Source organism: Sorangium sp. So ce362 (assembly GCF_051519845.1).
GTDB lineage: Bacteria > Myxococcota_A > Polyangia > Polyangiales > Polyangiaceae > Sorangium.
The window spans coordinates 9,142,806-9,164,578 of sequence record NZ_CP150332.1 but is presented as its reverse complement, the minus strand read 5'-3'; the positions used below and the strand labels follow the sequence as shown (position 1 = coordinate 9,164,578).

The 21,773-nt window shown below is 71.5% G+C and carries 19 protein-coding genes, 1 pseudogene and 1 riboswitch; of the genes and pseudogenes, 6 read left to right on the top strand and 14 right to left on the bottom strand.

The genetic code is table 11. From position 1 onward, the window contains the following. Nucleotides 1-5: 5 nt before the first annotated feature. From WMF17_RS35280 to WMF17_RS35260, 5 genes are all read right to left on the bottom strand, one after another. Nucleotides 6-2,390 (bottom strand): alpha-amylase family glycosyl hydrolase, encoded by a 2,385-nt coding sequence (locus tag WMF17_RS35280; RefSeq protein WP_437645406.1) that lies wholly within the window; start codon nt 2,388-2,390, stop codon nt 6-8. A 139-nt stretch (nt 2,391-2,529) separates the two neighbouring features. Then, nucleotides 2,530-2,958 carry an HNH endonuclease gene (locus WMF17_RS35275; protein WP_437645404.1) on the bottom strand — a complete coding sequence of 143 codons (429 nt, stop codon included), beginning with the start codon at nt 2,956-2,958 and terminating at the stop codon, nt 2,530-2,532. Next, the gene (locus WMF17_RS35270) at nt 2,948-3,370 is read right to left on the bottom strand and encodes a hypothetical protein (protein WP_437645402.1); all 423 of its coding nucleotides are present in this window, start codon (nt 3,368-3,370) and stop codon (nt 2,948-2,950) included. Before WMF17_RS35270 ends, WMF17_RS35275 begins: the two co-directional genes overlap by 11 nt. A gap of 242 nt (nt 3,371-3,612) precedes the next feature. Continuing rightward, a complete protein-coding gene (locus tag WMF17_RS35265; RefSeq protein WP_437597738.1) occupies nt 3,613-3,768 on the bottom strand; it encodes a hypothetical protein in 156 nt (51 codons plus the stop codon). A gap of 223 nt (nt 3,769-3,991) precedes the next feature. Beyond that, nucleotides 3,992-4,840, bottom strand: coding sequence for an AraC family transcriptional regulator N-terminal domain-containing protein (locus tag WMF17_RS35260; protein ID WP_437645400.1), 849 nt, complete (start codon nt 4,838-4,840; stop codon nt 3,992-3,994). Between WMF17_RS35260 and WMF17_RS35255 the strand changes: the two are divergent. Next, nucleotides 4,835-5,119, top strand: a pseudogene (locus tag WMF17_RS35255) (3-beta hydroxysteroid dehydrogenase); the annotation flags it as partial. The gene WMF17_RS35260 and the pseudogene WMF17_RS35255 sit on opposite strands and share 6 nt — an antisense overlap. Nucleotides 5,120-5,408: 289 nt before the next feature. On the opposite strand, the gene WMF17_RS35250 reads toward WMF17_RS35255, so the two are convergent. From WMF17_RS35250 to WMF17_RS35240, 3 genes are all read right to left on the bottom strand, one after another. After that, nucleotides 5,409-5,672, bottom strand: coding sequence for a hypothetical protein (locus tag WMF17_RS35250; protein WP_437645398.1), 264 nt, complete (start codon nt 5,670-5,672; stop codon nt 5,409-5,411). A 359-nt stretch (nt 5,673-6,031) separates the two neighbouring features. Further along, entirely contained in the window at nt 6,032-6,415 is a 384-nt protein-coding gene (locus WMF17_RS35245) for a hypothetical protein (protein WP_437645394.1), read from the bottom strand. Nucleotides 6,416-7,135: 720 nt separating this feature from the next. After that, nucleotides 7,136-8,269: a sigma 54-interacting transcriptional regulator gene (locus tag WMF17_RS35240; RefSeq protein WP_437645392.1), complete on the bottom strand. Its 1,134-nt coding sequence runs from the start codon at nt 8,267-8,269 to the stop codon at nt 7,136-7,138. A 416-nt stretch (nt 8,270-8,685) separates the two neighbouring features. Here WMF17_RS35240 and WMF17_RS35235 point away from each other — a divergent pair, with 416 nt between their 5' ends. The 3 genes from WMF17_RS35235 to WMF17_RS35225 all read left to right on the top strand — a co-directional run bounded on the left by WMF17_RS35235 (nt 8,686) and on the right by WMF17_RS35225 (nt 14,106). Continuing rightward, nucleotides 8,686-9,027, top strand: coding sequence for a DUF2934 domain-containing protein (locus WMF17_RS35235; protein WP_437597725.1), 342 nt, complete (start codon nt 8,686-8,688; stop codon nt 9,025-9,027). Between the two features lie 180 nt (nt 9,028-9,207). Continuing rightward, a complete protein-coding gene (locus tag WMF17_RS35230; RefSeq protein WP_437645391.1) occupies nt 9,208-13,089 on the top strand; it encodes a protein kinase domain-containing protein in 3,882 nt (1,293 codons plus the stop codon). A gap of 750 nt (nt 13,090-13,839) precedes the next feature. Further along, nucleotides 13,840-14,106, top strand: coding sequence for a hypothetical protein (locus tag WMF17_RS35225; protein WP_437645389.1), 267 nt, complete (start codon nt 13,840-13,842; stop codon nt 14,104-14,106). 294 nt (nt 14,107-14,400) lie between these two features. On the opposite strand, the gene WMF17_RS35220 is transcribed toward WMF17_RS35225, so the two are convergent. The 6 genes from WMF17_RS35220 to WMF17_RS35195 form a co-directional block, all read right to left on the bottom strand. Next, nucleotides 14,401-14,616, bottom strand: a complete 216-nt coding sequence (locus WMF17_RS35220; RefSeq protein WP_437645387.1) for a hypothetical protein — start codon at nt 14,614-14,616, stop codon at nt 14,401-14,403. Nucleotides 14,617-14,619: 3 nt separating this feature from the next. Further along, nucleotides 14,620-15,159 (bottom strand): hypothetical protein, encoded by a 540-nt coding sequence (locus WMF17_RS35215; RefSeq protein ID WP_437645385.1) that lies wholly within the window; start codon nt 15,157-15,159, stop codon nt 14,620-14,622. Between the two features lie 295 nt (nt 15,160-15,454). Next, a complete protein-coding gene (locus WMF17_RS35210; protein ID WP_437645383.1) occupies nt 15,455-16,750 on the bottom strand; it encodes a chloride channel protein in 1,296 nt (431 codons plus the stop codon). Continuing rightward, nucleotides 16,747-17,127: a hypothetical protein gene (locus WMF17_RS35205; RefSeq protein WP_437645381.1), complete on the bottom strand. Its 381-nt coding sequence runs from the start codon at nt 17,125-17,127 to the stop codon at nt 16,747-16,749. Before WMF17_RS35205 ends, WMF17_RS35210 begins: the two co-directional genes overlap by 4 nt. Before the next feature lie 64 nt (nt 17,128-17,191). Further along, nucleotides 17,192-17,260: riboswitch (Fluoride riboswitch) on the bottom strand. A gap of 35 nt (nt 17,261-17,295) precedes the next feature. Next, complete coding sequence (locus WMF17_RS35200) at nt 17,296-17,532, bottom strand: hypothetical protein (RefSeq protein ID WP_437645379.1); 237 nt, start codon at nt 17,530-17,532, stop codon at nt 17,296-17,298. A gap of 112 nt (nt 17,533-17,644) precedes the next feature. After that, entirely contained in the window at nt 17,645-19,213 is a 1,569-nt protein-coding gene (locus tag WMF17_RS35195; RefSeq protein WP_437645377.1) for a hypothetical protein, read from the bottom strand. A gap of 68 nt (nt 19,214-19,281) precedes the next feature. Between WMF17_RS35195 and corA the strand changes: the two genes are divergently transcribed. Beyond that, nucleotides 19,282-20,484 carry a magnesium/cobalt transporter CorA gene (gene corA, locus WMF17_RS35190; protein WP_437597720.1) on the top strand — a complete coding sequence of 401 codons (1,203 nt, stop codon included), beginning with the start codon at nt 19,282-19,284 and terminating at the stop codon, nt 20,482-20,484. 198 nt (nt 20,485-20,682) lie between these two features. Beyond that, nucleotides 20,683-21,768: a PHP domain-containing protein gene (locus tag WMF17_RS35185; protein ID WP_437597719.1), complete on the top strand. Its 1,086-nt coding sequence runs from the start codon at nt 20,683-20,685 to the stop codon at nt 21,766-21,768. Nucleotides 21,769-21,773: the final 5 nt, after the last annotated feature.

Genomic DNA, 21,773 nt, shown 5'->3' with positions numbered 1-21,773 from the left:
AGGGATCACGGCGCGAGGATCACCGCCCCGCCCGGCGGGATGCTCATCGAGAGCATGCCGGCCGCGGAGACCACCTCGGCCCCGCCGCCGAGCGCGTCGGTGAGCTCGGTGCCAGCCGGCAGGCCCAGCGCGTGCGCGACCTCGACCGAGAGGCTCTGCGCCGTCGCCGCGCGCGTGAGCGCCACGACCGCGGACCTCCCCTCGGCGAGCCGGCGGCCGAAGACCAGCGTGTCCTCCGTGGCGGTGAGGTTCACGTAGGCGCCGCGGCGGAGCGCGGGGATGTCCCGGCGCGCGACGCCGAGCTGGCGCACGAAATCGAGCGTCTCCAGCTCGTCGGGCGCGAGATCCGCCTCCGGACGCCACAGGCTGCGGTTGTTCGGGTCGACGCCGCCCCACTCGCCGTACTCGTCGCCATAATAGAGCAGCGGCGCGCCGGGGAGGCCCAGGAGCCACGCCATCGCCAGGCGCACGCGGGCATACGCCTCGGGCGAGTCCGGGCCCTCCGCGGTGTCCGACCACTGGCGGTTCGGGACATCCCGATCGTGCGCCGCGTCCTGACCCCGGTAGTCGGCGAGCGTCGCGAACCGGGCCGTGTCGTGGCTGCCGAGGTACGGCGTCATGATCGCGCCCTCCGGCCACCGCTTCTGCCCGTCCTCGACCCAGTACGCGGCGTGCAGCATGCCCGCGTCGCCCCAGGCGAACGTGCGGTAAGAGACGCCGTGGTAGAGGACGAAATCGAACTGGCCATCCAGCCCCTGAGGACCGATGTACTTCGCGATCGTCCCGTAATTCTCGTCGTTGCACGACGCGCCCTGCCCGCAGTCGCTCCAGCCCATCGCCGTCTCGCCCATCAGGAAGTAACGGGTGCCGGCCGGCTCGAACGTCTCGCGGACCTCCGCGGCGAGGTTGCGCGTCGCGATCTCCTCCACGTGCTTCACGGCGTCCACCCGGAGCCCGTCGAGATCGAACGCATCGAGCCAGTGGACCGCATCCTCCACGAACGCGGCGTTGGCCTCCGGCACCGTGTGGTTCACGTCGGGGAGATACCCCGCAAACATGCAGTCGAGCGCGTGCGACGTCCAGTCGCAGCCATCCGTGCCGCAGACACACCCCGTCCGGAACCAGTCCGGATGCGACGCGACGTACTCGTGATCTTCATGGACGTGGTTCACAACGAAGTCCTGGAGCACGCGGATCCCGTGGCGGTGCGCCTCGGCCACCACCGCGCGCAGCGCCTCGGCGCCGCCGAGCCGCGGATCCACCTCGCGCGCCTTGATGGGCCAGTACCCGTGATACCCGGTCACCTGGTGGACTCCATCGCTCGCCGGGTACGCGCCGGCGGGGTTCTCCTGGAACGGCGTGAGCCAGATGGCCCGCACCCCCAGCGCGTCGAGGGTGCCTTCTTCGATCGCCTGCCTCAGCCCCTCGAGATCCCCGCCGGCCCAGTCGCCCCGCGGGTCGGCGCCCGGCGTGGCGGGCGCGTTCAGGTCCGGATCGCCGTCGCGGTAACGATCGGTGACGACCATGTAGATGAGCGCGTCCTCCCAGGAAAACGGCTCGGCCTCGACCCAGAAGACGAGCCGGAGCGGCTCGCCGACACGGCCGCTCCGGGTCGCCCCGCGCAGGGTGATCCGGTGCTTGCCGTCGGTGAGGCCCCGCACGTCGATGCGCACGTCGCCGCGCTCGTCCACCGAGAGCTCCTGCTCGGTGAGCGGGCGCGCCTCGCCGTCCTGGTCCTGCAGCATCGCCTCGAACGCGGCTGTGTCCGGGCCCGCGCCCTCGATGCCGTCCCGGTACGCGAGCCGCGCCTCGAAGGCGCCCTCTCCGGCGGCGGCCCGGGTCACCTGGCTCGAGGCGACCGAGAACGCCGGAAGGCGGCAGTCGGGGACCTTGACGGCCGAGTTCTCGATTCCGTCGACGTACTTGCGGCGCCCCTCCGCCGGGTCGAGCACCCATGAGACGTCGCTGCCCAGCCGATAGGCGATCTTGTAGGCGTGGAGCCCCGGCGGCAGGTCGACCGTGGCCACGGGCTGGCCCTGTGCGCCGCCCTCGAGGAGCTGCGGGGCGGAGCCGAGATCGAAGCCGTTCCACTCGCCAGGGAGGCGGACGTCCGTGGCCCCCGGGGGCGCGGTGAACGTGAACGACGTCGGACAGAGCAGGTCGCCCTGCCAATCGCCGCCACCGCTGCCACCGCCGCCGCCGGCTGCCCCGGCGCCGCCGGCTGCCCCGGCGCCGCTGGCTGCCCCGGCGCCGCCGGCCGCACCGGCGCCGCCGGTGCCCTTTCCGTGACCGGTGTCGAGTTCGTGATCGTTCCCACACGCGAGCGGGACGGTGAGGAGCGTGGCCGCGGAGACAGCGGCCAACACGAGGGCAATGCGGCGGCGCAACATGGCCTCGAGGAATATCCGATCGCAGGAGACGTGTCTGCGCAGGCGTCGCGGAAAGTCGACCCGAGCGGCGCGGAGAAGAGCGACGCTCCGCCCATACTGTCGCGTCGCCCACAGGCGCGGCGCTGGTCCTATCTCCGCTTCAATCCTTGGGCGGATGCCAGCCGACGATGATCCAACCCCGTCGGGCTTCCACGAGCTCAGCGCGGTTCAGACGAACCGCGGCGATCGTAACTCTGCCAGTGAGCGTCTTGCCCATGACAATGTCCCCCTCTGTGCTCCAGCCGAAATGGTCTTGCCAGACCTGCCGCCGTGGGTCGAAGATGCGCGAGATCTCTCCGGTGTGCGGGTCGGAGGCGGCGATCCTGTTGCCTTTATGATCGTTGCACATCGAGCATGCGAGCCAGAGGTTTTCTCTGGCAGTAGGTCCGCCCAGCGACACCGGGATGATATGGTCCAGCTCCATCGGCGTGCCGGTGATGCTCGACGAGGTAAGGCAGTACCCACAACGATGACGCGCGTCCGCGGTGATCTGCTCCCGCAGCGCCTTGGGAACGTAGCTACGGCTCATGTTCCTGGCGCAGCCCCGAGACGTCATGTCCTCGCTGCTTGAGCAGCGCAGCAGCTCGGGAGCGAACAAGCATGATCCGCGTGGTTTCGCTCATGAGCGTCGCGAGCGCCTCTGTCTCTGATGCGGACAGCCCCTCCCCCTGACGCTTGATATGGAGCTCCTCCAGGTCGGCAGCCTTCTCGGGGGCGAGGCACGTCCTGGCGGCTCGCCATAGGTCTTCGTCGTCGAGGAGATGCAGCGCGGCGATCGCCTCCGCCATGTCGGCCGGCAGCTCGCCGGGCTCTTCGGGAAGCGAACTGCTGACCGCCTCGACGATCTCGGCCTCGACCGTGCGGTGGGTCCTGATCGCGCGTCGAGCCAGCCGCTCGTACAGCGGCTCCGGGAGGTTCACGGTTACAGCTTGAACAGCCATGCCTACATGTTACTCCGCGCTGTCCGGCGATCAAGCGCCGCGAGACCCGGGAAGAGAACGCCAAGGAGGACGCTGCTCACGACCCGTCCCAGATGGCCCCGGCGAGTCCGTCCGCCTGCATCCGTTCGGGCCGGAGCCCGTTTCCGTACGAATCACAGTACCCGTAGCTAGCGCATCAGCCGCATCGCCAAGCGGCGCCGGCTGCATGCGCTTGTAGGGCCGCTCCGTGGCCATTGTGCGCGTCAGATTGTCATCCAGGAGGTGGTTGCTTCAGGGGACGGGATATACAAGCGCACATCCACGCCATCGTTGCGTGCGAAGAGCTGCTCGGAATCCTTCGACGGGAAGGGGCGGAGCAGCTCGATGAGGAAGCTGGTTTCGACGAAGACGTGTTTCATCGCGTTTCGTTGCGCTGGGGTCAGGCGACTTCGCGGATGTTGGATCCCGAGATGGCGGGAACGATATCCGTGATGAAAGGCGCCGCGACATCGCCGTTCCTGCCCGCGGCCGCCGCGGGTTCGGTGGCCGATCTCCTCGCTTGTGCTCCCAGCGAAGGCATGGATCGGCATGACCGCACAGATACCGGCCCAGCAAGCGATTGCCGGGTTTGGCGTTTACGGACTACATGTCCTGGACGACCGCGGCCGTCTGCTTCAGCGCGCGGGTATCGCGCAGCGGCGCGTTGCCGAACATGCGCGAGTACTCGCGGCTGAACTGCGAGGCGCTCGTGTAGCCGACGCGGAACGCCGAGGCCTCGGAGCCCAGGCCTTCTTCGACCATCAGGCGGCGCGCCTCGAGCAGGCGCAGGCGTTTCTGGTACTGCAGCGGACTCATCGCGGTGGCCTCCTTGAACCGCTTGAAGAACGCCGCCCGGCTCATCCCTGCGGTGCGCGCGAGCGCGGCGATGTCGGCGTCCTTGTCGAGCGACGCCTGCAGGCGATGGATCGCCTCGGAGATGCGGTGCGCCTGGCTGCCCGCGCGCACGAGCTGGCGGATCGCCGGGCCGTCGGGGCCTTTCAGCAGGTGAAAGATCAGCTCCTTCATCACGAGCGGCGCGAGCACGGTCGCGTCGTCGGGCGTCACGAACAGCGCGCCCAGCCGGAGCGCGGCGTCGAGCATGCGGTCGCTCGCCTTGCCGATGAAGATCGCGCGCCCCGGGGGCTCGAGGTCCTCCGGCCGCGCGCGGTCGAGCTGCGCCGCGACCTCGCGCAGCGCGACCGCATCGAAGTCCATCTTCAGGGCCAGGAACGGGTGCGCCGATGACACGCCCGCGACCCGGCTCGTCACCGGCAGATCGATCGGGCTAACAATGTAGTGTGGTTCGCGCTCGCGATAGACCTGCCCCTCGAGCAGGATCTCCTTCGTGCCCTGCACGATGATGCAGAACGACGCGCGCCAGTGCCGCTTCGCGCGCTGATCCTGGCGCGAGACTTTGATGCAAGAAATTCCGGGCACCGGCGAGGCGTGCACGCCGTCGCTGGGGCACCACCGCGCGATGAGGCTCTTCAACTGGTCCCGCCCGGCGAACACGGTGGCAGCCCGACCCGCGCCATCGCCGGCGTGATCGGCCGCAAGCTCGGCCTGCCGGTCGAGTCGGTCCCCAAGGAGCACTTTGGCTGGCTCGGCGCGTTCTTCGCGCTCGACACCCCCGCGTCGAGCGCGCTCACGCAGGCGCGGTTCGGCTGGAAGCCCGAGCAGCCCGGCCTGCTCGCCGACCTCGAGCACGGCACGTACTTCGCGCGCACGTAGCTCCGTCGGGCTTGTCGCTCTTCCCGAGGACGAACCTCGACGGAGGCGCCTGGATTCGAGGTTTGACCTCGGTCGACGAGGTGCTTCTTCAGCACGCCAGCCGGCTTGTTCGTAAGCGCCTGCGAACGCGTCTTCGCCATGACCCAGCTCTTTGCTGGTACACGCTACGGGCGATTGGGCCGTCAGGTTCCAGGAGAGACAAACCTCGGCGCTACCCGCTGAACGTACACCCGCTGAGCAGCGGCCGCTTCGGCCGCCTGCTCCAGCGGGATGTTGGATGGGGGACGATTCAGTTGAGAAGGCGCCTCACTTCTTCCGCTTCGCTCGTCAGACCGAGCGCGGTGTAGCAGTGAAGGAGCGCTTGCAAGGCGCGCCCGCGCGCCTCGGCGTGTTCGGGCGCTGCCTTCTCGATGATCTCCACAACCTGGCGCAGCACGGCGGCTGCCCTCAGCGCGAAACCAGCGCCAATGTACAGATCGGCAGCGGCTTGGTACTCGGCGATCGCCTCCGCGTGCCGCTGATCGCACAGGTAGGCGTCGCCGCGGATGAGCATTGCCCTAGCGTTGTTCATCGTTCATCGGGACCTGAATCGGGTCTGGAAGCCGGTCGATTGCGGAGCGTGGGGCCGCCCGTGTGGTTATCGGATGCCTCCAGTGAGAAGTGCAGGTCCCATTGGGCGGCTGAGGAGCGGCAGAGCATTGAGCCAAGCTCATCTTGAGACGGCGTCTACCGACCCCCCTCCGGCCAACGATTTGCCTCTCTGTTGCCGCGTGAAGCGCGGTCAGCTGCATGGGCTTGTTAGTCCTACGGGTGTGTGATTAAGTGAGATTGTTCTGGTCCCGGTGGCACCGAACAGTTCGTCGGCGAACTGACTGGCAAGCACTCTGGAGTCAAAGGATGGGGCCACGCACGTTAGTTTGCGCCCATCGCCGAAAATTTACGATTACAAACATCATGGCGATATACGTTGGGCTGCATATATTGTTTCAGTAGCTGCGTCCACGCAATGAAATGACACCGGTCGTGCGACGCCGTCATTTTTGCGTTGGCCTCCAATGACTCGCAAGGCCGCAGCCGTCTTGGTTTCTTGTTTTTTTTTTTTTTTTTGAGGCTGATGTCGACATCGGTATGCTTGAATTCGATAATAGCAAATTCGCTTTCATCAGTGAGCAGGTAGTCTCCCGCGTCACGATCCTGGCCATCCAGGGCGAGCGAATGAATATTCCTGCCGAATTTTGCTGCCTTTCGGGACAGGAACCTGTTAAGCGCGTCCGCGACAGCTTGTTCGTGCTTCATTGTCGCCTTTGTCTCGGGCTAACGTCGCAATCAGCTGATGGCACCGCGCACCGTGCGACCGGGATCCGGTCAAAATACTTTCGATTCTCCGCACCTTGCGCACTCCCACGCCGATGATTGGTTCCGGAAAATCCGCCTCGTATGTTCCAGCGAGCCTGGCCGGGTGATCGACCTGGCTGGAGACGGCGGCCCTGGAGCGCGCGGCTCGCCATCGCCGGGCGCCCGCACGCCCAGCGTCGCCGGCCTCATAAGGGGCCATCGAGTTCGAGGGGGCGCGTGCGCTCGGCCGGCTCGTCGATCCGCAGCAGGCACGCGCGCCTTCGGATGCGGTCAAGGCCTCACTCGATCGCGGCCAGCTCGGCGTGATCCGCCTCCGGGCCAACGGACCGGCGCTCCTGGATCGACCGCCGAACCATCCGATCCCACCCATCGTGCCCCCTGCGCATCGTGAGGCGGTAGCGTAGCCGACGGCCAACCCGACATGTCAACCCGGGGGTGCGGGGCGATCAGGCGACTCGATCGACGCCAGGTTGCGACGCGCCGGTGGAGGCGGCGACCTTGCCGGAGATCGGGACGTCAGCGGCCGGCCGATGCGCCCCTCGGCAACAGAGCCGTGTCGCCTCGCCGGCGTTCGTGGAGAACCCCAAGCCATCACCGCCCGACGGGCGCCATCCTGCGCCGGCGGTGCGTAGTCCGACGTGCTCCGAGCAGCCCGCAGATCTAGCGACTGCTGAGCGGCTCCTTGTCGCGCGCGCCCGCGGCGAGGTACTGGCGCAGGTGCCGGCGAAGCGAGACCCGCGTGATCCCGAGCGCGCTCGCCGTGCGGGTCACGTTGCCGCCCTGTGCGGCGTAGACCGCGAGGATGTGCCGGCGCACGGCCTCCCCGAGCGACGCGCTGCCCCGCGCCGGAGGCGACGGCCGCAGCGCGCCCGGCGGGCCCGACCGCGGCGGTGCGGCCGGCCGCGGGGCCGCCGCGCCGATCTCGGGCGGCAGGTGCTCGAGATCGAGCGGCGCGCCGTGCGCCAGGAGGAACGCGCGCTCGACGACGCTCCGGAGCTCGCCGACGTTCCCCGGCCAGGGGTACGCCTCGAGCTGCGCGAGCGCGCGCGGGGAGATCCCGCCGCTCGGGAGCCCCGCCGCGACGCTCTGGCGCGAAAGGAAGTGCTCGGCCAGCCGGCGCACGTCGCCGTCGCGCTCGCGCAGCGGCGGGAGCACGAGCCCGAGCGCGCTGACCCGCCCGTGAAGACCCTCGTCGAACGAGCGGTCCAGGACGCGCGCGGCGAGATCGCGGCTCGTGGCAGCGATGACGCGCACGTCCGCGACAAGCGCCTCCCCGCCGCCGCTCCTGCAGAACGGCTCGCCGTCGAGCACACTCAGCAGCCGCGGCTGGAGCTCGAGCGGGAGCGCGCCGATCTCGTCGAGGAACAGCGTGCCCCCCTGGGCCAGCTCGAGCAGCCCCGGGCGCGCCGCATGCCGCCCGTCGGCCCCCGCGCCCATCCCCACCCCCAGCCCCGCCCCCAGCCCCACTCCCACGCCGAAGAGCTCCTCCCGCAGGCGCTCGGCCGGCAGCCGCGCCGCGCTCAGCGCCACGAACGGCCCGCCCGCCCGCGGGCTCGCCGCGTGCAGCAGGCGCGCGCAGAGCTCCTTGCCCGTGCCCGGCTCGCCCGCGATGAGCAGCGGCGCGCGCTCGTGCCCCGAGAGCTCGCGCAGCCGCTCCATCGCGCGCACCCAGCGCTCCGAGGCGCCGACGACGCGCACCTCGCTGTCATCCTCGAGCCAGAGGACGCGCGTCATCCCGCCGCCGAACCAGCGGAGGTGTTCCGTGCGCCGGGAAGGGGCTGCGCTTGCTTCCACATCGCATCTCCTCGATTCGTGGATAATTCGAGGGCAGACGGCGGGCGCCGCGTCTGCCGTTGTCTACATTACCGTGCTGCCCTCAGCGCAGGCGGCGACCAGCGATGAGCCACCCGGTACGACGATGGACGATGGCGGACGAGCCGCGACGAGGACCAACGAGGGACGATGACTGACATATGCCGGATGATCTCACCCGGTCAGCGACATCCACTCTACCGCGAACCACGTTCTGGTGGAAGGGAGATCCCGACGGGGCATCGCCGGGCGCCGCCGGGCGCCATCAGGGCGTCGCCGGGCGTCGCCGGGCGTCATCAGGACGTGGATTGCCCGACGAGGAACTACGTGCTCAAAATTTGTGCGTGAGCGCGGACCTGGGTTAGTCGACCCCTGTACCCGAAAGGAGAGACGACGAGATGAGCTCGAAGCGCAAGACCCCGGCCCGCACCAAGACCACGAAGGTCCCGAGCCCGCTCGCTGCCCCGGCCACGTCGGCGCAGCCGCCGAGCGCGGTCTCCGCCCCCGCCGCCGTCGAGAGGCCCTCTCCGGCCACGGCGCGCGCGGCCGGCCGCCCGCGCGTCGAGGCCCCGAAGGCCGCGCCTCCGCCCTCGCGCCTGTCGCGCGAGGAGCGGCACCGCCTGATCGCCAAGGTGGCCTACGGATATGCCGAGAGGGCCGGCTTCCGGAACAACCCCGTTGAAGACTGGCTGAACGCCGAGCGAGAGGTCGACGCGCGGATCGAGCGCCTCGCCAGCTGAGGCCCCCGCCGCGGCGGCGCAGGCGGCGCGCCGCGCCGTCGCGCCCGGGCCCACTCGGGCCCACGCGAGACCGACAGGCGCGCTGGCGCGAGATCCAGCAAGGGTGTCCACGGACGGGGAGGGCGAGAGCTGCGTGACGCCGCTCTGGACCGCGAAGGTCAGCACCCCGATACTTGCGCCATGCATTCAGGTCACGTCCTCGCCAACCGCTTCCAGCTGGAACGCCTCGCGGGCTCCGGCGGGATGGGCGCGGTGTGGCGGGCGGTCGACCGGCAGAGCGGCCAGGCGGTGGCGCTCAAGGTGATCTTCAACCAGGGCAGGGAGCACGTCGTGCGCTTCCAGCGGGAAGCGCGCCTGCTCGCGGAGCTCGAGCACCCCGCCGTCGCTCGCTACATCGACCACGGCGTGACGGCCGACGGGCTCTACTACCTCGCCATGGAATGGCTCGAGGGCGAGGACCTCGGCGCGCGGCTGTCGCGCGGGCCGCTCGGGATCGAGCCGAGCCTGATGCTCGTCGGCCGCGTCGCCGAGGCGCTCGCCGCCGTCCACGAGCGCGGCATCGTGCACCGCGATCTCAAGCCGACCAACGTGTTCCTGCCCCGCGGCGACATCGGGAGCGCGAAGCTCATCGACTTCGGCATCGCGCGCCAGGCGGACGCGACCTACGAGCTCACCCTCACCGGCTCGGCCATCGGCACGCCCGCTTACATGGCGCCGGAGCGGGTCCGCGGCGATCTCGACGTCGACGCGCGCGCCGACCTCTACTCGATCGGGTGCCTCCTGTTCGAGTGCCTCACCGGGCGCTCGCCGTTCGTCGCCCAGCACCCGCTGTCCGTCCTCGCCAAGGTGCTCTTCGAGGCCGCCCCGCGCCCGAGCACCTTCTGCCCGAACATCCCGCCGCCGCTCGATCTGCTCGTGACCCGGCTGCTCGCGAAGAACCCCGCGGAGCGCCCCGGGGACGCGGGCGAGGTCGCCGCCGAGCTCCGCATGCTGAGCGTCGTCGAGGGCAACACGTCGACAGGCAACGGCCTGCCGACCCCCGCGCTGACGAAGAGCGAGCGGCGGCTCGTCAGCGTCGTCCTCGCGGCCGAGATGAGCGCCGGCAAGCGCGGCCCGCCGTCGGGCCGCCCGCAGGGGCTGTTCAGCCCGCCGCCGCGGATCGACGACACGATGCTGTCGGGCCACCACGCCACCGTCGTGTCCGGCAGCAAGGAGGCGCTGCCCGCGGACCTGCTCGCGCCGATGCCGCTGGTGAAGCCCCGGCCGGCGCCGCCGCCGACCACGCCGTTCCACGAGGTCCGGCAGGCCGCGCAGTCGCACGGCGCGGTCCTGGAGGTGCTCGCCGACGGCTCGGTCGCCGCCGTCGTCGCCGGCGCGGGCTCGCCGACCGATCTCGCCGGGAACGCCGCCCGCTGCGCCCTCTCGATCCACGCGCTCCTGCCCGGGGCGTGGGTGGCGCTGGCGACCGGCTGGGACGTCATCGCCGGGACGCAGGCGGTGGGGCAGGTCATCGACCGCGCCGGCGCGCTGCTCGACGCGCGCGTCCGCCACGCCACGGACGATCCGTCGTCGGGCCGGCCGGTGCTCATCGACCGGATGACGGCCGCGCTCCTCGGCGACCGCTTCGAGATCGCCGCGGGCAGCCAGGGCCCCACGCTGCTCGGCGCGCGCGAGCCCCAGGACGGCGGGCGCAAGGTGCTCGGGAAGGCGACGCCGTGCGTGGGGCGCGAGCGGGAGCTCCGGGCGCTCGAGGACCTGCTCGACGAGTGCGCCACCGAGGGGGTCGCGCGGGTCGTGCTGATCACGGCCGGGGCCGGCGTCGGCAAGTCGCGGCTCGGCGACGAGCTGATCCGGCGGGTCGGGGCGCGCAGCGAGCCGGTCGCCGTGTGGCGCGCGCACGGCGATCCGATGCGCGGCGGGGCGGCGCTCGGGCTGCTCGCGCAGCTCGTGCGGCGGGAGGCGGGCCTGCGCGGCGACGAGCCGATCGAGGCGCGGCGGGAGAAGCTCGCGGCGCGGGTCGCGCGGCACGTCGGCGCCGCCGCGCGGGAGCGGGTCACCGAGCTGCTCGGCGAGCTCTGCGAGGCGCCGTTCCCGGAGAGCCCGGCGCTGCGGGCGGCCCGGCAGGACCGCGCGGTCCTGGAGGAGCAGACGCGGCGGGCGTTCCTCGACCTCCTGCGGGCCGAGAGCGACGCGCAGCCGGTGCTGATCGTGCTGGACGACGTGCACTGGAGCGATCGCGGCACGGTGGACACCATCGACGCGGCGCTCCGGCTCCTGCGGCACCAGCCGCTGATGGTGCTGGCGCTGGCGCGCCCCGGGGTGCGCGAGGCGTTCCCGGACCTGTGGGAGGAGCGCGAGGCGACCGAGATGCGGCTCGGGGAGCTGTCGCGCCGCGCGTGCGAGCGGGTCGTGCGGGAGGTGCTCGGCGACGAGCTGCCGGCGGCCGAGCTCGCGGCGCTGATCGACCGGTCGGCGGGCAACGCGTTCTTCCTCGAGGAGCTGGTGCGCGCGACGGTGGAGCGGCGGGCGGGGGAGGTGCCGGAGACGGTGCTCGCGATGATGCAGTCGCGGATCGCGGCGCTCGAGCCCGAGGCGCGGCGGGTGCTGCGCGCCGGGGCGGTGATGGGCGAGGTGTTCTGGCGGGGGGGGCTCGAGGCGCTGCTCGGCGGGGGCGGGCAGGTGCCGCAGCTGGAGTCGTGGCTGCTCACGCTGGAGAAGCGCGAGCTGCTCGAGCCGCGGCCCGAGTCGATGTTGCGGGGGGAGGTGGAGCTCGCGTTCCGCCACGCGCTCGTGCGGGACGCGGCGTATGAGATGCTGACGGACGCGGATCGGGCGCTCGGCCACTGGCTCGCGGCCGAGTGGCTGGAGCGCGTGGGCGGGGACGATCCGGCGGCGCTCGCGCTGGTCGACCGGCACCTCGGCCGCGCGGCGGAGGAGGCGCTCGCGCTCGGGAACGCCGACGGCGCGGCGGGGCACCTCGCGCGCGCGGCGGGGGTCCGCGCGCGCGTGGGCCAGTTCGACGAGGCGATCGCCGCGATGACGCGGGCGTTCGAGCTGGTGGACGTCGCGCGGCGCGACCCGGGCGAGCTCGGCGGGTGGGTGGCGGTCCTCTCGAGGGCGGTCGGCCACGGGCGGCGCGCGCCGTCGCTCTCGGCGGTCTCGGACCGCATCCTGACGCGCGTGGACGCGGGCGCGTCGCTCGAGCTCCGGGTGAGGGCGCGCATCGAGCTCGCGCGCGCGCTCGGGGCGACGAACCTGTTCCGGCTGTCGCACGACCTGCTCGACGACGTTGTCGAGATGGCGGTCGGGCGCCGCGAGCTCCTGCGCGAGGCGCTGATGGTGGACGTGGAGGTCTCGTGCCTGCAGGGGCAGTTCGCGCGCGCGCGGCGCGCGGCGCTCGACCTCGACGCGCTCGGGCCGATCGAGGATCTGCGGGGGCTCCTGTCGGTCGCCCTGGCGCGGGCCACGTCGGGCGATCGGGCCGGCGCGATGGAGGCGCTGTCGCGCTCGGAGGCCGCCTCGGCGTCGGGGGACCTGGGCGTGGAGGCCGTGCGGGCGAAGCTGCTCGCGATGGTCGAGCTCTACGCGGGGGATTTCCGGGCCGCGGTGCGGGCGTGCGAGCGCGCGCTCGAGCTGGATCGGTCGCTGGGGCTCCGCTTCGACGGGGTCATGAACCTGCACAACCTGGGCTATGCGTGCGTCCGGCAGGGCGATCTCGCGCGGGCGCGGGCGCTGTTCGCGGAGTCGCTGGAGCGGGCCGACGAGGCGGGGTACGACCGGGTGGCGGCCTCGAACCGGATGTTCCTCGCGTACCTCGACGGGGTGGAGGGGGTGGGGGACGCGCGCGAGCGGCTGAAGGAGCTCACCGCGCAGGCGGAGGAGCAGGGCTACTGGCGCGACGTGCTGCAGGGCCGCTGGGCGGCGGCGATGCTGCTGAAGAACGCGCGCAACGACGCGCTGGCGCGGCGCGAGTACGAGGACCTGCTGGAGCTGTCGGTGCGGCTCGGGGATCCGCTGCTGGAGAAGGACGCGCGCGCGTGGCTCGACCGCGGCGAGCGGTGAGGGGCGGGGGGTGCGCCCGCGGAGCGCGGGGGGCGGCGTCGGGTCTGGTGCAGCGACCCGGGGAATGAAGAGCGCCACGGAGGGGGTGGACGGAGACAGGGCGGCCGGTGCGATGGCGTGGCGTGAAGGGCTGTGGACGCCCGGCAGGGGTGGCGGGAAGGGCTGTGGACGCCCGGCAGGGGTGGCGGGAAGGGCTGTGGACGCCCGGCAGGGGTGGCGGGAAGGGCTGCGGACGCCCGGCAGGGGTGGCGGGGAGGGCTGTGGACGCCCGGCAGGGGTGGCGGGAAGGGCTGTGGACGCCCGGCAGGGGTGGCGTGAAGGGCTGCGGACGCCCGGCAGGGGTGGCGGGGAGGGCTGTGGACGCCCGGCAGGGGTGGCGGGAAGGGCCGCGGACGCCCGGCAGGGGTGGCGGGAAATCACTCCACGGCAAGCACTCCCATGAGCTTTCATACGCCGCTTGCTGCGCGGTTCCAACCACCTCCGCCGCGTCGGGGTCGATCGCCTCCGCTGACTCGGGATCAGCCGCCTCCGCCGCCTCGGGCTGGGTCTCGTGCTCGTCCTCGCACACCTTCGTGGCCGCGCTCCTCGACACCCTGCGGCACATCGAGTGGCACACCGGCGACGCGCCGTCGCTGCCGAAGGCCGGCGCCGCCGCGCCGTTGCTCTCGCAGGCCGGCGCCGCCGCGCCGTTGCTCCCGCAGGCCGGCGCCGCCGCGCCGTTGCCCCTGCTGGCGAGCGCCGCGGTTGCGTGTGCAGGCCCCCGAGCAGACGAGCACCCCGGGTCTCTGGAAAGCGCTCTCGGCGATCCTCGGCCAGGGCCTTGTCGCCTGGATCCGCGGGGTGCTCGACCGGCTGCTGAGCCCTGGCATCCTCATCACCGCGGCCGCCGCCTCCCTCGGCGCGCCGTTCTGGTTCGACCTGCTCAACAAGCTCGTGAACCTCAGGACCGTCGGCAAGAGCCCTGAGCCCTACGAGCCCCCGAAGGGCGCCGGACCGGACAGCAGCGTGAACCGCTGACCGGCGGCCGCACCCCGGCCGCTGCCATCTCGACCGCGGTACCGAGCCCATCGGCGTGGGCGGGCGACGACGTCCGCGCCGAGCGGTTGGCCAACCTCTGCCCGCAGCTAGACCCCATGCCAGCGGCGCCCTCGTTCTTGGGCCTTTTCGTGCCCCGCGCATCCCCGAGCCCCAGCCCGCCTTGGTGGCCCGCGCGGTTCTGTCTTTCGTGATCCCCTCTGGCGTGCCGCGCCGCTCCCTGGAGCGCGCGCAGTCCGCCGGCTCGTCGGGAGCCGCGCTCGCCGCGTCGGGAGGCTAGTCCTCGTCCGGCTCACCACGGGCGCGCCGCTCGCGTGCCCGACCCTCGCTTAGCCAGCACTGCGCGAATACGTACAGATAGAGCGGCAGGCCGGCGCGGAGCCAGCCCACAGGCGAGAGTGGCCCCGGGGGAACCGGCGCGCCGAGCCACGCCGCGGCGACGATGGCCACACCCGAGGCCAGGATGCCGATGGTTCTCAGGGTTCTACCCATGGCTCAGATGAGGGCGCAAAGGACACCCAAGGTGCCGAGGGCGGTGCCCGAGTAGTTGGAGCAGCGCTGTGCATCCCGAGGATCCCTTGCCCTGGGGCACAGCACGGAGGTCGCGGCCATCGTCACCCCGAACATGAAGATCCCGCACCCCAGGCCGATCGGGCTCCACGGCTGCTGAGCCACCGCAATCGGCTCGCCGCTCTCCTCCGAGGCCGGCGCGGCGCTGCGCTCGCCATCGCAGAGCATCGAGGCGCAGGGCACGTCAGCGAAGGCGCCGGGGTCGAACGGGTTGAAGATGCGGATCATCGCGTCGGGGCTGTCGGCGCACGCAGCGGCGAGCTCGGGCCGCCCGGCTTCGAGGATCTGCGGGATCGCGCTCTCGGCCGTCGTCGCTCGGTCGAGCCCGACGTAGAAGCTCGCCGCCGGCATCTCGGCGCCCTCCACGTCGCCGCGGTCCGCCCGTGCCTCGGTCACTTCGTCCGCCGTGCCGCAGGCCGGCGCTCCGATGAGCGCGACCATGGCCAAGCCGATCCTGGTGTGCATGTGCCACCTCCACACGACGCGATCCGTCGGGCGCGGAATTGCGCTGCGAAGGGCATGCCAGGGATAAACGAGCGCGCGCGGGCACATCGGCGGGTCGCATCTTCGTCGAGGAGCTCGCGCGCTGGCAGAAGCAGAAGACGACCGAACGCGGCACGCCCGGCGGCGAGCCCGGCTCGGTGATCTTCGTGCAACTATTCTCTCGTCTCAATGCGCGACAAGAGCGTTCATGACAGGTGAGTCGTTTCGTGCACATCTTCGGGAAGCAGGACCTCCGTCGCGTCGAGGGCAGAGGGCATCAGCCTCCTCCGGGCCGGTCGCCTTTTGGCGGTGGTTGGGGGGCTGGCAGTAGCTCCCGCAGAGCAGTCGGTCTTGAGAGCCTCTCGCCTCCCTTGCCGTTCAGGAGGCGCTGCGCCGGGTAGATGCTGCGGTGCCCGGCGAGCAGGTACGCGAGGACGCAGACGATGACCACGTGAGGAAAGACGGGAGCGCCGAGCAGCTCCATCGCCATGATCGACAGCGCGAGGGGCGTGTTCGATGACGCGGCGAAGACCGCAGCGAGTCCGACGCCAGCCCCCAGCTCGACGGGGATCCCGAGCAGGCGCGCGAGCGCGCTCCCGAGGGCGGCCCCGACGAAGAACAGCGGCGTGACCTCGCCCCCGAGGAAGCCGGCGCCGAGCGTCACGGCCGTGAAGATCAGCTTCAGCGCGAACGCGTAGACCGGGAGGTTCGGGTCCTCGAATGAGCGGACGATCATCGGAACACCGAGGCCGAGGTAGTCGCTGGTGCCGACGAGCTTCCAGAGGCCCACCACGACCAGGCCACCCAGGAACATCCGCGCGGGCATCCGCGGAATATGCCTCTCGCCACGCTTCTTGATGAAGTGGGTCAGCTCGATGAAGACCGTCGTGACGACGGCGACGGCCGCGGCGAAGGCGAGCCACTTGAGGAGCAGGAGCGGCGTCAGCGGGAGGTGCGAAGCCGCGGGGTAATGCGTGTGCCCGATGCCGAGCGCGCGGGTCGTCATGTCGCCGATGAGCGAGGCGACGAGCGCGGGAACGAGGGCATCGTACTCGATGCGCCCGAGCACGATGAACTCGAGCCCGAACACGGCTCCGGCGACGGGCGTTCCGAAGACCGAGCCGAATCCACCGGCGACGCCTGCTGCGAGGAGCTGCCGACGCACGGGCTTGCTCACGCGCAGGCGGTGCGAGACCCAGTCGGTGATGCTCGCGCCCATCTGGACCGCGGTGCCTTCACGGCCCGCGCTGCCGCCGAAGACGTGCGTGAGCACCGTGCCGACGAGCACCATCGGCGCCATCCGCAGCGGAATCTCGGGACCTTCGTCGTGAATGGTGTCGATGACGAGGTTGTTGCCCGCCTTGATCGACTGCCCGAAGCGCTCGTAGATCCAGCCGATGATCAGACCTGCGACGGGCAGCGTATAGACGATCGCCTCGTGGCCCGTCCGGAGCTCCGTCGCCCGTTCGAGCAGCCAGAGAAAGAGCGCGGACGCAGCGCCGCACAGCACGCCAACGAGCGAGCCGAGGAGGAGCCACTGCCCGAGGACCGCGAATCGGTCGCGTTTCGTCACGCCGGCACCCCGCGCAGAGAGACGCCGATGCCGTCGAGCCGCAGGAGCACTGCGTCGGCAAGCTCGCCGCGGTTGGCGTCAACGAAGGCCTCGAGCGCCGCGACCGGGGCGACGAGCTCGACGCAGGTCGGCAGGGTCGTCGGCGGAATCTCGGAGACGTCTGCGACGATGCGCGTGGCTCCGGGCACGAAGCCGGAATGCCCCAACGTCACGGTGGCGCAGGTGACCCCGGCCTTGATGGCGCGCTCGGCGAGATCGCAGGAGAGGGAGCGCTCGAACCGCCGCCCCCAGAAGCCGCGCCCGGGCGCCGAGCTCCGGCGACGCAGGTAGATGCGCAGGACGCTGAGGGGCTGGGTGCTGTCGGAGTCGTGGGTCACGTGGCTTCTCTCCTGGCTTTGCGCCGGAGGGGCTCACGTGAGCTCCTACGGCGCCCTCGTGGGCGGCATCGTAGGAGTCATTGGCGGTCGCGAACGACCGCGGTTGTCGGCGGACTCCACCGCCTTCGCAAATTCTAGGCCACGTCTTACCCGCGGACGGCAGCCTCGTCAAGAGAGCTGCTCGCCGGTCACCTCCGTCAGCCGCGCAGGCTCGGCCACGGCGACGGCAGGCGTCTTCACCCAGTCCCGACGCACCCCCCAGGCGATCAGCGTTCCCGCGACGAGGCCGACGACGTACCCGTAAGGAAGACCTACGACGTAAGGAAGACCTACGACGGCGGCCGCCACCACGACCGCTATCCACAGCGAGCTCCGGTCGCCCGCCACGTCGCGCACCAGTGTCATGAGCGCGACCGCCCCTTCTCCTGGCGTGCCTGACGCGGTGGCAGCGTCCTCGCTCGTCCGAGCTTCGTGCCGATGGACGCTTCGCTGCTCTGCGGGGCGCTGCGCGCGCCGGTCAGCGGTTCACGCTGCTGTCCGGTCCGGCGCCCTTGGGGGGCTCGTAGGGCTCAGGGCTCTTGCCGACGGTCCTGAGGTTCACGAGCTTGTTGAGCAGGTCGAACCAGAACGGCGCGCCGAGGGAGGCGGCGGCCGCGGTGATGAGGATGCCGGGGCTCAGCAGCCGGTCGAGCACCCCGCGGATCCAGGCGACAAGGCCCTGGCCGAGGATCGCCGAGAGCGCTTTCCAGAGCCCCGGGGTGCTCGTCTGCTCGGGGGCCTGCACGCCCCAGGTGATCTTGAGATCGAGCCCGGTGAGCTGGGAGTGCGCGCCTCCACCCTGGGCGAGCGCGGCCATGATGTCCTCGTCCTTGTCCATGCCGCCGGTGTGCGGGGCGGCGCGGGGCGGCGATTTCGCCATCTCCTGCGCCGCCGCGATCATGGCGGCGCGGACCACGGCGTCGCGCGAGAGGGCGCTCGCGAGCTTGATGCTGTCGGCGTTGAACCCGATGCACAGGACGAGCGCCGTCGCGCTGATGAGGAGCTGCGTGCGGCGCTTGTACCGCCCGGCGGCCCGCTCCATGGCGTCGTTGAACCAGCGCTCCAGCCGGATGTTGGCCTCGCGCATGTCCCGGACCGTGCCGTCGACGATCGTGGCGAGGGCGCGCCGGAGATCGCTCTCCCCGGGCATCCGCCCGATGAGGCCCTTCAGCGCGTCGAGGGGCGCCTCGTCGCAGCTCGGCAGCGCGGCCCCGCCGCCCGGCGGAGGCGCCGCGGCGCCGGCGGGCGGGGGAGCGGCGGCGTCGGCGGACGGGGGCGCGGCGCCGGCGGGCGCGGGGGAAGGCTCAGCGGCGCTCGCCGGGGACGAGGGCGCGGCGTCGCCTGCCGGAGCAGGCGAAGGGGTCGCGGTGGGGGCGACGGCGGCGCTCGCCAGCAGGGGCGCCAGCGCGGCGGCGCCGGCCTGCGGGAGCGACGGCGCGGCGGCGCCGGCCTTCGGCAGCGACGGCGCGTCGCCGTTGTGCCACTCGATGTGCCGCAGGGTGTCGATGAGCGCGGCCACGAAGACGTGCGAGGGGATGTAGGACGGCCCCACCCAGCCGTACTTGAGATCCTTGATCAGCGGGTGCTGCCGGAGCGCCGCCGCGAGCGGGCTCGGGGGCGGCCCCGGCATCAGCCGGACGCGCACGAGCTCGGCCGCGTGGCGGATCAAGCGCGTCGTGACAGGCTCGCGCGGGGCGGTGGCCCCGTGCGCGGCGGCATCGTGGGCCGCGAGGGACCGGAGCACGTGCGGGTCGAGGGCGCGATCGGCCAGCATGATCTCGATGCTCTGCGCGAGGTTGAGGGCGCGCAGCCGGAAGACGCCGGCGAGCGCCTCGTAGATGGCCGAGCAGAGGACGCTGAGCAGGAAGAAGACGCTGACGAGGCCGATCGCGATGTCGAGGGTCGTTCCCATGGGCATCCAGAAGGGCAAGGGCGCGAGGCGCAGACCGGCGCGCCCCCGCGGCGCTCCCCCGGCCGGCAGGACGAGGAGGACGAGGTGGCCCCGCGAGCGCCCGTTCCCCTCCGCGGCCCGATCAGCATACGCCACGCGGCGCCGCGGAGCGAGCGCCAGTGCGCCCTCGCTGCCGGGGGATCTTCGTCTACCATCCCACCCCCGTGACGAGTACCACGCTACCCCCTGAATCGCGGCGCAGCAGCGAGCCGCCGATGCGCACCTCGTGGACCCAGGAGCGGGCCGACCTCGACCGGACGCTGCGGCCCAGGCGCGATCGGCTCGGGCACGAGCCGCCGCCGGCGTCGCCGCCCGGAACGCTCGTCATCGAGGACACGCGGCGGCCGAAGATCTTCGTCATCGACTACGACGCCGAGGTGGTCGCCGAGAAGGAGATCCAGACCCTCGACGAGTGCATCCCGTACCTCACGGACGACCGGCCCTCCATCACGTGGGTCGATGTCCGAGGGCTCGGACACAAGGCCACCTTCGAGCGGCTGGGCGAGATCTTCCACATCCACCCGCTCGCGCTGGAGGACATGGTCAACGTGCCCCAGCGGCCCAAGGCGGACGTCTTCGGGGGCGAGCACGTCCTCATCATCTCGCGGATGGCGCAGGTGACCGAGCGCTGCGAGCTGCGCACCGAGCAGCTCGCGATCCTCGTCGGCAAGACCTTCGTCCTGACCGTCCAGGAAGAGGCCGACTGGGACGCGATGGACGCCGTGCGCGAGCGCATCCGCGTCGGCCGCAGCGTGGTGCGGCAGCGGGGCGCCGACTACCTGGCGTACGCGCTGCTCGACGCGGTGGTCGACGGGTTCTTCCCGGTGCTCGAGCGGCTCGGCGAGCGCATCGAGGACCTGGAGATCGAGGTCCTGAACCCGAAGCGCACGATGTCGAAGCCGATCCACGACCTGAAGCGGGATCTGCTCACGCTGCGGCGCGCCATCTGGCCGCAGCGCGACCTCGTGAACGCGCTGATCCGCGAGGACAACCCGATGATCACGAAGGACACGCGGCTCCACCTGCGCGACACGTACGATCACGCGGTGCAGCTGATGGACATGATCGAGACCTACCGCGAGCTGAGCTCGGGCCTGATGGATCTCCACCTCTCCGGGATGTCGAACCGGATGAACGAGATCATGAAGGTGCTCACGATCATCTCGACGATCTTCCTCCCGGTCACCGCGATCGCGGGCATCTACGGGATGAATTTCCACCACGAGAGCTCGCCGTTCAACATGCCGGAGCTCGACTGGTACTACGGCTATCCGCTCGTCTGGTGCCTGATGCTGACGAGCGTCATCGGGCTGCTCACGTACTACCGCCGCAAGGGCTGGCTCGGGAAGGACGGCGACGGCGGCTGAGCGGCCGTCATGGTGAGCGGCGCGCGGCGTCAGGGGCGCGGCGCGTAGGACGTAGGCAGCCGGGCGCGAGGGCGCCGCGACGTTGGGTAGGAGAGGGGCCGACGGGGGAGGGGCGCGCCGGAGAGCCGACGAGCGGAGGCGCCGCATTGGATTGGTGGCGGCAGATGCATTCTGTATACTGTTGTCCTGGTCATCCATATGAGGACGCGCGGACGCTCGAGAGCTCTCCTGTTTATCGGCGCAGCGGCGGTCCTCGCGTTCGCCTGCTGGAAGGTGCGCGCCTCGTCCGCCTCCGACTCCGACTCGGCCGCTCTGCCGGACGGGCCGCCGGGTCGCCTGCGGTTCGAGAAGGCGCTCGACGTGCAGGTGTTCCAGCGCGGCAACCTCCACACGCACACGTCGCTGAGCGACGGGGACAGCGAGCCGCGCGAGGTCGTCCGCTGGTACCGCGACAACGGGTATGCGTTCGTGGCCCTCACGGACCACAACCGGCGCGTCGATCCTGCGAGCTTCGAGGAGCTCCAGGCGCCGTCGCGCTTCACCGTCATCCCGGGCGAGGAGGTCACGATGTCGGCCGAGGGGCGGCCTGTGCACGTGAACGCGCTCTGCACGCGGGCGACGATCGGCGGCGGCGATTTCCCGACCAAGGGCGAGGCGCTGAGCTGGGCGATCCGGCGGGTGCGGGCGGAGGGCGGCGTGGCGCTCATCAACCATCCGAATTTCGACTGGGTGCTCTCGGCCGGCGACCTCCTGGGGGCGCCCGCGGCGGAGCTGCTGGAGATCCACAGCGGGCACCCGTACGTGTACACGGCGGGCGACGCGACGCGGCCGTCCCACGAGGCGCTGTGGGACACGGTGCTGACGGCGCGCGGCTTCGCCGGAGGGGGGATCGTCGGGGTCGCGGTGGACGACATGCACCAGCTCGTGGCCGGGTCGAACGCGCCGCCGGCGGGGCCGGGCCGGGGGTTCATCGAGGTGTTCTCGCGCGAGGTGTCGCGCGCCGCGATCTGCAGCGCGCTCGCCCGGGGACGGCTCTACGCGTCGTCGGGCGCGCGGCTGCGGAGGATCAAGGTCGCCGACGATGCGTTCTCGGTGTGGCCGGTGGCCACGGGCGTGGAGGTCGAGTTCGTCGGGCGGGGCGGGCGCGTGCTGGAGCGGCAGCAGCCGCTGGCAGGGAGGGCGACGTACCGGCTCCGCGGAGGGGAGCGCTACGTGCGGGCGCGGATCACGCGGCCGGACGGGAAGCGGGCGTGGACGGCGGCCTACGCGACCCTGGAGCCGTGAGAGCT